This window comes from Paractinoplanes lichenicola, from assembly GCF_016785085.1.
Taxonomy (GTDB): domain Bacteria; phylum Actinomycetota; class Actinomycetes; order Mycobacteriales; family Micromonosporaceae; genus Actinoplanes; species Actinoplanes lichenicola.
This window is the reverse complement of the sequence record NZ_JAENHO010000020.1, coordinates 98602-110346: the sequence shown is the minus strand read 5'-3', so window position 1 is coordinate 110346 and position 11745 is coordinate 98602. Positions and strand designations below refer to the sequence as shown.

10 protein-coding genes are annotated in these 11745 nt (G+C 72.8%); 8 read left to right on the top strand and 2 right to left on the bottom strand.

The window, feature by feature from the left end:
- Nucleotides 1-2: 2 nt before the first annotated feature.
- A complete protein-coding gene (locus JKJ07_RS45795) occupies nucleotides 3-1094 on the bottom strand; it encodes a tryptophan dimethylallyltransferase family protein (protein ID WP_202998373.1) in 1092 nt (363 codons plus the stop codon).
- A 223-nt stretch (nucleotides 1095-1317) separates the two neighbouring features.
- A complete protein-coding gene (locus JKJ07_RS45790; RefSeq protein WP_202998372.1) occupies nucleotides 1318-2514 on the bottom strand; it encodes a M20/M25/M40 family metallo-hydrolase in 1197 nt (398 codons plus the stop codon).
- 131 nt (nucleotides 2515-2645) lie between these two features.
- Between JKJ07_RS45790 and JKJ07_RS45785 the strand changes: the two genes are divergently transcribed.
- From JKJ07_RS45785 to JKJ07_RS45750, 8 genes are all read left to right on the top strand, one after another.
- Nucleotides 2646-4805, top strand: a complete 2160-nt coding sequence (locus JKJ07_RS45785; RefSeq protein WP_202998371.1) for a hypothetical protein — start codon at nucleotides 2646-2648, stop codon at nucleotides 4803-4805.
- Nucleotides 4806-4830: 25 nt separating this feature from the next.
- Nucleotides 4831-5979 (top strand): sensor histidine kinase, encoded by a 1149-nt coding sequence (locus tag JKJ07_RS45780; protein ID WP_307834787.1) that lies wholly within the window; start codon nucleotides 4831-4833, stop codon nucleotides 5977-5979.
- Complete coding sequence (locus tag JKJ07_RS45775; protein WP_202998370.1) at nucleotides 5976-6635, top strand: response regulator transcription factor; 660 nt, start codon at nucleotides 5976-5978, stop codon at nucleotides 6633-6635. The genes JKJ07_RS45780 and JKJ07_RS45775 overlap by 4 nt, the downstream gene beginning before the upstream one ends.
- 10 nt (nucleotides 6636-6645) lie before the next feature.
- The gene (locus tag JKJ07_RS45770; protein WP_202998369.1) at nucleotides 6646-8151 is read left to right on the top strand and encodes an MFS transporter; all 1506 of its coding nucleotides are present in this window, start codon (nucleotides 6646-6648) and stop codon (nucleotides 8149-8151) included.
- Nucleotides 8152-8263: 112 nt separating this feature from the next.
- The gene (locus JKJ07_RS45765; RefSeq protein WP_202998368.1) at nucleotides 8264-9160 is read left to right on the top strand and encodes an ABC transporter ATP-binding protein; all 897 of its coding nucleotides are present in this window, start codon (nucleotides 8264-8266) and stop codon (nucleotides 9158-9160) included.
- Nucleotides 9157-9906, top strand: a complete 750-nt coding sequence (locus JKJ07_RS45760; RefSeq protein WP_202998367.1) for an ABC transporter permease — start codon at nucleotides 9157-9159, stop codon at nucleotides 9904-9906. Before JKJ07_RS45765 ends, JKJ07_RS45760 begins: the two co-directional genes overlap by 4 nt.
- 23 nt (nucleotides 9907-9929) lie before the next feature.
- Nucleotides 9930-11090: a sensor histidine kinase gene (locus JKJ07_RS45755; protein WP_202998366.1), complete on the top strand. Its 1161-nt coding sequence runs from the start codon at nucleotides 9930-9932 to the stop codon at nucleotides 11088-11090.
- The gene (locus JKJ07_RS45750) at nucleotides 11087-11743 is read left to right on the top strand and encodes a response regulator (RefSeq protein ID WP_202998365.1); all 657 of its coding nucleotides are present in this window, start codon (nucleotides 11087-11089) and stop codon (nucleotides 11741-11743) included. Before JKJ07_RS45755 ends, JKJ07_RS45750 begins: the two co-directional genes overlap by 4 nt.
- The last annotated feature ends 2 nt before the right edge of the window (nucleotides 11744-11745 follow it).

The window sequence follows — 11745 nt, the reverse complement described above, 5'->3', positions numbered from 1 at the left end:
GATCAGGCGGCGGGGACCCAGACCGAGCGCGGCGGGGTGACCGCGTACGCCTCGGCGGACAGATAAACGGTGACGCCCGGCCGGGGCGGCCCGAGGCGCAGCGACACGTGCGCGATCAGCCCGACCCCGGCCCCGAGCGGGCGGCGCGACACGGCGGCGACGCAGCGGTGCAGCAGTTCGGGGCTGAACCCGTGCCGGTCGAGCACGGCCGCGACCCGGTCCCGGGCCTCCCGGTCGTCGTCGACGTAGTCGCGGATCGGGACGTAGAGGCTGTAGCCGGCCGGCTGATCGGCCCCGCCGACGAGCGTGTAGCTGCCGACCAGCGGCCGCCGGTCGTAGCGGCCCGGTCCGGCGGCGTCGAGGCAGAACTCGGCGACCTCGTCCGGGTCGGCCCCGGGGACGACGGTGGCGGCCCGGGCGGCGTCGGCCGCGTCGGCGTCGTAGTGGCTGACGTACAGCTTGACCCGGGCCTGCGGGCCGTCATGCAGGTCCAAGGCGAAGAACGCCAGCCGGTCGCGGCGGCCGAGCTCGCCGGGGCGGATCGAGCGGGCCAGCATCGTCCGGTAGGAATCGCCCAGCCCGAGCCGGCCGAGCGCCTCCTCGACCAGCCCCGGGGCGCGGCCGACACCGGCCGCCTCCGGGTTGAGATAGACCTTGAACTCGGGGTCGCGGTCGCGCCGGAACACCAGCGAGCACCACAGCGCGAACGGGGCCTCGCTGTCGAGGTGACCGGTGAAGAGCTCGCCGACCGCGTCGAGCCGGCTCGTGGCGAGACCGAAGCGGGCGGCGTTGGCGGCCAGGAAGGCGTACGCGGCCTGGGTGTTGGCTTTGATCCCCGGCACGAGACCCGGCGCCTCGGCCAGGATGCGCAGGGCCGGCGGCTCGGTGTCGTTGAACGCGACCGAGAACTCCACCGGCGAGTGATCGTCGGCGATGCCCGAGGCCCAGGCCGGCGGCTCCGCGAGCGAGCGGGCGCCGTGCGGCCCGAGCAGGCCGGCGAGCAGGTCGAGAGGGGTGGCCGGATCCAGATCGAGGACGCGGCACAGGGGGTTCAGCTGCCCGGCCAGGTGTTGCAGGACCGAGAAGTGGCGCATGGAGTTTCCTGTTCCTCAGTGGACCGAATCCCCGTTGATCACATGAGACTCACCTATAGTCAGTGCGCGATCACTCTTAGTCGAGTGAGACGTGAGTCACACTTCATGTTCGGTCCACTGAAGATTACTTTTCGTGGCGCTCAACCCCGGCGGCGCGGCATTTGTCGATCACTCACCGCGATCCTCGTGCGGAAACAGAAAAATGCCCTTTCTCCACCGGTCATCAACTCGCACGACGGGCGAGCCAGCTGGTCATCGCGCGGACGCCGACGCCGATCGCCCGCTCGTCCGGGTCGAACGTGCCCCAGTGCGGATAGGCCGTCTCGGCGCCGCGACGCGGACGGCGCACGCCCAGGAACGAGTACGTGCCCGGCAGCCGCCGCAGGAACAGGCTGAAGTCCTCGGCGGCGAACGGGATCCCGCCGTGGATCGTGCCGGCGCGGGCCGGACCGAGGAAACGCCGCAGTTCGAGCGCCTCACGGTGCGGGGTGACCAGCGCCGGCCAGGGTTCGGCCGACGGGAAGGTCACGGCGCCCGGCCCGGCCAGCCGGCGGATCGTCTCGCGCACCTCCGGCCAGCGACTCTCCGGCCAGCAGCGCGACGAGATGCGCACCTCGGGCCGGTCCGCGGCGGCCAGGCTCGCGCTGATGAAGAGAAACCGCTCGTACGGGCCGTGGGGTTTCTGCAGGTCGGCGGCGAACCGGCCGAGCTGGGCCGGCGTGGTCGGGCGGGTCACCGTCCGCAGCGCCGTGATCCGCGTGACCAGGCGGCGGGCCCGGTCCATGGCGTCGGCGCCGGTAAAGGTGACCACGCCGCGGTCCTCCCCCGGCATCCCCGAGCCCGGCATCACCATCAGCTTGCCGACCGGCCAGGGCCCGCAGTGCAGGGCGTGGATCTCGGCCGGGCGGGTGCTCTCGAGGACACCGGCCGCGAGCATGGCCGCCGCCCCGGCCAGCAATTCCTCGGCCGGCTGGAAGAGGAACACCACCGTGCCGGCCAGGTCACGGCGCCGCCGGGCCAGGGCCTCGGCGACGCCCACGCCGATCGTCGTGTGCAGGTCGTGCCCGCAGAAGTGCGCGGGCCCGGCGACGCCGTTGATCTGCTGGTCCGGCGGCACCGCATCCATGTCGGCGCGATAGGCGACCGTCCGGCCCGCTCGCGCGCCGCTCAGCGTGGCCACGACCCCGTGCCCGCCCACCCCGGTGACGACGTCGAGCCCGGCCGCCCGCAGCCGGTCCGCCACCACACCGGCGGTCCGCACCTCTTGCCCGCCGGCCTCGGGGTAACTGTGCAGCTCGCGCCGCAGCGCGACGAGCCCGTCGGCTGACGCTCTTCCGGGCCGGGAGAAGAACGGCCCCGGCGATCCCTGCTGTCCCGCCGAACAGCGTACGGCGGCTGACTCGGTTGGTGAACATGCCACCGATGGTCCGCTCGCCGCCCACGCAGCACAGTGGAGCCACCACCCCGAAACGTTCCCGGGACGTCCCTTAAAGTGGACAGAAAGTACTAAAACGGACGGAGGAACCAGATCAACTCGTAGACATAGAGACTGTGAGCGAGTCCAGGATTACCGAGTTGCGGGTGCACGGGGTGGGCGGGGCGGCGCCGGACGCGCTGCTCGGGACGACGGCCCACCGGCAGATCTGGGGCGACCGGATCGCCGGGTTCTACGCCGCCGACGCCGAGCAGCGGGGGCGCCGGGTCGAGGCGTACTGCTGGGGCGGGATGACCTCGCGCAGCAGCACCCGGGTGCTGTGGGTCCTGCTGTTCCCCTTCATGCTGGCCAACCTGGCCGGCTGGACCTGCTCGGCCCGGACCCGGGCGGACCGGTGGGCGTTCGCGGCGCACCGGGCGTGCGGGCGGCTGGCCGCACTCGGCATCACGATCAACCTGCTGCTGATCGCCGCGCTGGGCGCCATCGACATCTGGGCCTTCCAGTTCGGCGGGCGCAGCGAGGAGGGGCCGATCGGCCGCCTGCAGCCGGGCCCGCGCGTGGTGGTCGGTGCGGCCGTCGTCGCGGCGGTTCTGCTCGTGCTGTGGCTGTTGTCGCGCCAGGCCCGGCAGCGCTACGAGGAGGTCACCCCGGTCGACCCGGATCGCGAGGGCTATCCCGGCAGTGCCGCGGGCCTGCCCGACGGCGTCGCCGATCCCCAGTTCTTCAACGGCGCGGACACCGTACGGCGGTTGGGTCTCCTGCACGTCGGTGCGGGACTGGCCTGGCTGGCCCTCGTCCTGGCCCTGGTGTCCGACGGGGCGTTCGGGCGCGCACTGGCGGTCGCGGCCGGCGTGTTGCTCGGGTTCTCGATCGTGGTGCTCGCCCTCGAGGCGGCTGGGGACTGGGCCGTCCGGCCACTCGTCGTCGTGGCCTCGCTGCTGGTCTGCGCCTCCGCTATGCACGCCTGGCAGTCGGATCCGGGGGCTGATCTGCATGTCGGAAACATGCGTACGGCCGCGATCGGGACGTTCTGGCTCATCGTCGTTCTGGTCATGGGACGGCTGCCTGTGCTGGTCGCGATCAGCCTGCTCCGGCTGGCCGGGATCCGGCGCGGCGCGGCAGGCGCGAAGATCCCGCGAACCAACCGCCGCTGGCCGGCCGCGCCCCTGACCGTGGCCGCCCTCGGCGTGCTGAGCATCAACATCGCCGGCCTCGGCTCCCTGGTGACCATCGCGAAATCGCTCGACCTGCCGCGCGATGCGGTCTTGCCGGGACTGCGCAATCAGCTTCCCTGGCTGATCCTGGCCCCGATCGCCGTCGTCTTCGTGTTCCTGCTGGTCGAGCTGATCCGGTACGGCAGGGCGGCCAACAAGCAGGCCACGAGGACCGTCCGGGCCGAATTCGCCGGACGCAACGCTGCGGCCCCGGCCCCTCCGCCGCCCGGGGCCGCCTGGCGCTGCAACGCCTTGCCGGTCGACGGCATCTGCGCCGGGGAGCGCGACCGCAGGATGCAATGGGTCCGTTCGATCGCGCGGGGCCGGAAGCTGGCCGGCTTCGCCCCCGACATCCGTTACCTGCTGGCCGGTCTCATGCCGATCGTCGCCGCGGTCCTCGTCCTGATCCCGCTCGAAGTCAAAGGCAAGACTCTCCCACCCCTGAAGTTCGCCGACGACCTGGCCGTGACGGTGGCCGGACTGATTCCGGTCGCGGGAGTGGCCCTGCTCAGGTGGGGCTGGGGCCGCCGCGACGCCCGCCGCTGGCTGGGCGTGCTCTGGGACGTGGGCACCTTCTGGCCGCGCTCGTTCCACCCGTTCGCGCCGCCCTGCTACGCCGAGCGCGCGGTTCCTGACCTGCAGCGCCGCATCCGCTGGCTCAACGACAGCGGCCACCGGGTCGTTCTCGTCTCGCACAGCCAGGGCAGCGTGCTCGCCACGCTGGCCCTCGTCCAGCAGCCGGCCGGCGCCCCGACCCTGGTCACGTTCGGGTGTCCCCTGACGAAGCTGTACGGCTGGGCGTTCCCGGCCTACGTCCACCGTGAACTGCTGGACCGCGTACGGGAATGGCGTAATTTCTCGTATGCGTCGGACTACATCGGCGGGCCGGTGGGTCGCACCGAGGTCGACGTCTCGCTGCCCGATCCGGCCTCCGCCTTCTACGTCGCCGGGGAGCCCATGCCGGGCCTGCGCCGGCACACCGGCTACTGGTCGGACGAGGCCATGTGGCGCGAGATCGACCGGCTGACCGCGGAGCCACGCCCGGCCCCGGTTCCGGCCTGACCGCCGGGCGGCTATAACAGGAAGCGTGCCGGAGCCAGCAACACGACGAGGATTGCAGCGTGACCTGCTGATCGTCGCGTTGTCGATCGGCGGGGCGGCGGTGCTGACGCTCGGGGCGTACGACGGGCCTCCCGAGCTGCGGTGGCGGCTGTTCGCCGGGGCGGTGGTGGCCGCGGTGGCGGCCGGCCTGGTGCGCACGCGTCCGGTCACCGGCGTCCTGCTCGGCAGCGCCGCCCTGCTGACCGATCAGGTGATCGGGCCGTCGCTGGCCACCGTGCTGATCTACACGCAGGTGCTCTACGACGCCGGTGTGCACGGTCCGCGCCGGCTGCCGCGGGTGTTGCTGTGGGCCGGCGCGATGCTGACCGTGGCGGTGACGGTGCTGCACCTGGCCGACGGCCGCGCGCAGGATGCCGCGGTCAACGGCGTGCTGGTCGCCCTGATCCTGATCGTGCCGGTGACCACCGGGATGTCGGTGCGGGAGTGGCGCGATCGCAGCGCGGCCGACCGCCGGCACGCCGAGCAGGTGGCCCGGCTGGCGGCGCTGGACGACCGGCAGGCCGTGGCCGCCGAGCGGACCCGGATGGCCCGTGAACTGCACGACGTCGTGGCCAACCACCTGAGCGTGGTGGCGATCCACTCCACCGGGGCCCTGGCCGCGACCGACCCGGCCGTACGGGAGAAGGCACTCACCGTGATCCGCGAGCATGCCGTACGCGGGCTGGCCGAGCTGCGCGAGTCGATCCGGGTGCTGCGCCTCGACGAGACCGCCCTGCCCGGCATCGAGGTCGGCCTGGACGAGGTGCCCGCGCTGGCCGACCGGATCCGGCAGACCGGGCTCGACGTGCGGGTCACGACCACCGGCGTACGGCGGCCGCTGCCGATCGCCGTCGACATGGCGGCCTACCGGATCGTGCAGGAGAGCCTGACCAACGCGGTCAAGCACGGCGGTGACGCGGTGACGCTGGAGATCGCGTACGGTCCGGACGATCTTTCGCTCACCGTCAGCAACCCGGTCGGCGCGAACCCGGCGCAACCGGCCGACGGCTCGGGGTCGGGCCTGATCGGCATGCGGGAACGCGCGTCGCTGCTGGGCGGCACGTTCGACGCGGGTGCCGTCGACGGTGATTTCCGCGTACGGGTGGGGCTGCCCGCCGGGGAGGCGAGCGCGTGACGTCGGTGCTGGTGGTGGACGACAACGAAGCCGTACGGGCCGGTCTGGTCCTGATTCTCGAGTCGGCGCCCGGCCTGCGGGTGGTCGGTGAGGCCGCGGACGGCGTGGCGGCCCTGGCCCGGGCGCGCGAGCTGCGGCCCGACGTGGTGCTGATGGACGTGCGGATGCCCCGGATGGACGGCATCACCGCGACCCGCGAGCTGGCCGGGCTGGCCGACGTGCTGGTGCTGACCACATTCGACCACGACGAATACGTCTACGGCGCCCTGCGCGCCGGCGCGGCCGGTTTCCTGCTCAAGAACACCGACGCTGACACGCTGATCGACGCGGTCCGCACGGTGGCCCGCGGCGAGGGCCTGATCGCGCCCGAGGTGACCCGCCGGGTGATCACCGCGTTCGCCGGCCGCACCAGCTCCCCACCGGGCCTCGCCGACCTCACCGACCGCGAACGCGAGGTGCTCACCCAGCTCGGCCTGGGCCGCTCCAACCAGGAGATCTCGGCCGCCCTGGGCACGACCGCCGCCACCACGAAGACCCACGTCAGCCGCATCCTGACCAAGCTCGGCGTCCGCAGCCGCGTCCAGGCCGCAATCGTGGCCCGCGAATCCGGCCTCGTACATCCTTTGGCCGACGACGGCGGGCCGAGCCGCCCGTAGCGTCACCGCGGTGGAGGCCAAGCTGCGTGAAGAGCGGACGATGTGGTCCGCGGCGTTCGCCAACGGGCCGCGGGAGCTGCTCGACTTCCTGCTGCCGCTGTGGGCCGGCGCCGCGCTCGGGGCGAGCGCCACGCAGGTCGGGCTGCTGGTGGCGGCCGAGCTGGCGGTGTCCGTGGTGGCGCGGCCGATCGCGGGCCGGCTGGCCGACACGTACGACCGGCGCCGGGTCGCCGCGACGGGCGCCCTGCTCTATGCGTTGTCGTGCGCCGGTTACGCCGTGGCGGGACACCTCGGGATCGCGTACGCCGCGGCGGCCGTGGGCGGGGTCGGCGGGGCGCTGCTCTGGGTCGCGGTGCGCGCGATGGCGGGCGAGCGGCTCGCCGAGGACAGCGCCGTCTATCCGCGCTTGACCGCGGCCGAGGAGACCGGCTCGTGGATCGCGTTCGTGGCCGGCCTGAGCGTGCTGGGCGCGGCCGGCTATCGGGCCGTCTTCCTGGGCTGCGCGGCGGCGTGCGTGGTCGCGGCCGCGCTGCTGCTGACCGCGCCCGCCCGCGCCGTGCCGCCCGCCCCGCCGCTGCCCGGCAGCGTGTTGCGCCGGCTGCGCCCGATACTGCTGGCCGTGCTGCTCACGATGGCCGCCGAGTCCGCCGTCGCACTGCTGCTCCTGCTGCACCTGCAGCACCGCTTCGACCTCGAGATCGTGCAGATCGCGTACGTGTTCCTGCCCGGCGCCGTCGCTATGGGCCTGCTGCCGTCCTCCCTGCACCGGTTCGTGCTGCGCCACGGCCGGACCCGGGTGCTGGCCGTGGCCTCGGTGTCGTCGGCGGTCTTCGCGGCGATCCTGGCCTGGGCCCCGAACCCGTGGGTGATCGCCGCCCTGTGGGTGCTCAGCGGGGTCGCGTGGGCCGCGGTGATCCCGATCCAGCGGGCCGTGATCGCCGAGGCTTCGGGCGCCCTGGTCGGCCGCGGCATGGGCCTGTACGAGGCCGCCGTCCTGCTGGGCGGCCTGCTCGGCTCGGTGGCCGCCGGTTTCCTGTACGACTCGGGGCCGTGGACGCTGGCGTGCCTGCTGTCAGCCGCGGTGATCCTCTCGGGGGCAGTCCTGGTGCCCTGGTCGATCCGCGCGGTCGCCGTGCCCGACCGCCCCGCCGTCCCCGCGCCAGACCGTGGTCCTGCGCCTGACCGTGTCCCCACGCCTGATCCTGGCCCCGCGACCGACCCTGGCCCCGGTCCGGCGCCCGCTCCCCCAGACGCTGAACCGCCCGCGCCGCCCAAATCGCCCTACCGCCGACTGGCCGAGCACGCCCTCCTCTACGCCGCCGCCCAGATCCTGCTGCTGATCCTCGACCAATCCTGGTTGCTCGACCTGGCCACCGGCAGCGTCGACCTGATGACCGGCCACCGCGACACCGACGAAGGCCAGGGCCCATCCTTCCTCTACGGCGCCGGCCGCATCTGGACCATCGTCATCGTCGTCGACGCGGTGTGGACGGTGCTCGCCGCCAGGAAGCGATGACCACGCCTACCATCGATTGAGCCCGCCCGGTATACCTGGGTACCACTGGCCGCCGCGAAGTGCCGCCCGTGGTACCACGATCTTGGCGGCGCGGAATCCTAGCGTTGAGACCATGATTCAGGTACGCGAAGTAACCAAGCGGTACGGCGCGAATACGGTCGTCGACCACCTGTCGTTCACCGCGAAGCCCGGTCAGGTGACCGGCTTCCTCGGGCCCAACGGCGCCGGCAAGTCGACCACCATGCGCATGATCGTCGGGCTCGACGCCCCCAACTCCGGCGACGTGCTGGTCAACGGCAAGCCGTACGCCTCCGCGAAGGCCCCGCTGCACGAGATCGGCGTGCTGCTCGAGGCCAAGGCCGTGCACCCGGGCCGCACCGCCGTCAGCCACCTGCTCGCGATGGCCCGCACGCACGGCATCTCCCGTTCCCGCGTCGACGAGGTGCTGGGCCTGGCCGGCCTGGGCGCCGTCGCCCACAAGCGGGTCGGCGCCTTCTCCCTCGGCATGGGCCAGCGGCTCGGCATCGCGGCCGCGCTGCTCGGCGACCCGGCCGTGGTGATGCTCGACGAGCCGGTCAACGGCCTCGACCCGGAGGGTGTGCTCTGGGTGCGCAACCTGCTGGCCGGCCTGGCCGCCGAGGGCCGCACCGTGATGCTCTCGTCGCACCTGATGAGCGAGGTCTCGCTGATCGCCGACCACCTGGTCATCGTCGGCCGGGGCAAGCTGCTGGCCGACACCACCGTGGCCGACTTCGTCACCGCCGAGGGCGTCCGGGTCGTCACCGCCGCCCCCGACGCGCTGCGCAACGTGATCACCGGCGCCGGTGTCACTGTCACCTCGACCGGCGCCGAGGAGCTGTTCGTCACCGGCGCCACCGCCCGCGAGATCGGGCTGGCCGCGGCCACCCGCGGCATCCCGCTGTTCGAGCTCACCCCGCAGAACGCCTCGCTGGAAGAGGCGTTCATGGACCTGACCCGCGACGCTGTCGAATACGAGGCCGCCCGATGAAGATCACTGCTGGTGGCGTCGTCGCCGCCGAATGGACCAAGTTCTCCTCCCTCCGCTCGACCTGGATCACGACCGGCATCTCGGTCCTGCTGCTGATCGCGTTCGGCGCGATCGCCTCGGCCTCGTTCTCGGGCGACAGCCTGTCGGCGGTCGACCTGGCCCTGTCCGGCAGCACCCTGGCCGCCCTGACCGTCGGCGTGCTCGGCGCGCTGCTGGGCGCGAGCGAATACACCACCGGGATGATCCGGGCCACGCTGGCCGCGGTGCCGCGCCGGCTGCCCGTGCTGTGGTCGAAGAGCCTGGTGGCCGGGCTGGCCGCCGTCGTCGTGATGACCGCCGGCGCGTTCGCCGCGTTCGCGGTGAGCTCGGCCGTGCTCAACGACAAGGTGAGCGGCCTCGCCCTCGGCGACGACGGGGTGCTGCGCGCCCTGATCGGCGCCGGGCTCTACCTGGGGCTGGTCGCGGTGCTCGGCGTCGCGCTGGGCATGCTCGTCCGCTCCAGCGCCGGGGCCATCGCGATCCTGGCCGGGCTGCTGCTGATCGTGCCGGGGCTGGCCGCGCTGCTGCCGGATTCGATCTCCGACGCGATCAACCCGTACCTGCCCAGCAACGCCGGCAGCGCCGTGATGGCCCTGACCCAGGGCGAGGGCACGCTGGCCCCGTGGACCGGGCTCGCGGTCTTCGCCGGCTACGTCGTCCTGACCCTCGCCGTCGCGGCGTACCGGCTCAAGAAGACCGACGCCTGACCGCCGTACGGGATGATGATCTGATGAGCACTCAGGGATGGCTGGTGGATCGGCAGGCGCGGGTGCGCGCGTTCGACCGGCGCCGCCCGTGGGTGATGGACACCCTGGTCGCTGTCCCCATCGTGCTCATCAGCATTCCCAACATCATCGACAAGCCGGTCTCGGCCACGATCGCGACGCTGGCTTTCCTGCCCACGGTGTACTGGCGGCGGAAGCACGCGTTCCCGGCCTTCCTGGTCGCCGCGGTCATCGAGACGATCCAGGCCCTGCTCGACGTCAGCGTGACCGCCGGGGTGGTCCTGCTGGTGCTGCTGTTCGGGGTGGCCTCCCGCAGCTCGTGGCGGGCGCTGGCCTGGGCCACCGGGATCGCCCTGGGCGTGCTGATCGCCGAGATCTACGTCATCAACCCGGTCACCGAGAACCGGCTCCTCACCCTGTTCCTGGTGATCGGCACCACGGTCGCGGCCGTCGCCTCCGGCGTCGCGGTGCGCACCCGCCGGGCGTACCTGCTGGCCCTGGAGGACCGCAACGCCCGGCTCGAGGTCGAACGTGATCAGCGGGCCCGCCTCGCCGTCGCCGACGAGCGGGCCCGGGTGTCCCGCGAGATGCACGACATCGTCGGTCACCACGTGTCGGTGATCGTGGGCCTGGCCGACGGTGGGGCCGCCCTGGCCCGGTCGCGGGACGAGACGACCGGCCTCGCCGAGCCGCTCCAGCTGATCGGCGAGACCGGCCGGCAGGCCCTGGCCGAGCTGCGGCGGGTGCTGGGCGTGCTCCGCGACGAGAACGGCGATCCCCAGTTGACTCCCCAGCCCGGCATCGACGATCTCGACCGCTTGCTGCCGACCGTACGGGCGGCCGGCCTCCCGGTCACCTACTCGACCTCGGGTGAGCTGCACACCCTGGGCCGGGGCGTCCAGCTCGCGGTCTATCGCATCGTTCAGGAAGCGCTCACCAACACCCTCAAGCACGCCGGGCGCGGTGCCGTCGCCGAGGTCACGCTGGCCGCCACCCAGGGCGAAGTGCGGGTGCGCGTACGCGACAACGGCCGCGGCACGCCCGCCGCCGCGAACCACGGTCTGGTCGGCATGCGGGAACGCGCCGCGATGTACGACGGGGTGGTCACCGCCGGCCCGGCCGAGAACGGCTGGCTCGTCGACGTAGTCCTCAAGGAGCCCTCATGACCACCGTCCTGATCGCCGACGACCAGCCTCTGCAGCGGATGGGCTTCAAGATGCTGCTCGACGGCACCCCCGGCATGGTGGTGGTCGGCGAGGCCGCCGCCGGCGCCGAGGCCGTACGCCTGGCCGACCAGACCCGCCCCGACGTGGTGCTCATGGACGTGCGCATGCCCGGCATGGACGGCATCGAGGCCACCCGCCGGATCACCGCGGCCGGCTCGCGCACCCACGTGCTCATCCTGACCACGTTCGACCTGGACGAATACGTCTACGCCGGGCTGCGGGCCGGGGCGAGCGGCTTCCTGCTCAAGGACGCCCGCCCCGAGGAGCTGATCGCCGGCATCCGCGCGGTGGCCGGCGGCGACTCGGTGGTGGCCCCGAGCCTGACCCGCAAGCTGATGGACGCCTACCTGCAGGACCCCACCCAGCTGCCGGTCGAGGACCCGCTGCTGGCCACCCTGAGCGAACGCGAGCGTGAGGTGCTGGAGGCCATCGGCCACGGCGCCACCAACACGGAGATCGCCGAACGCTTCACCTTGACCGAGTCGACCGTCAAGAAGCATGTCGGCCGGGTGCTGGCCAAGATCGGCGCCCGCGACCGGATCCAGGCCGTCATTTTCGCGTACGACAACGGCCTGGTCCGCCCGCGCGGCTGAGG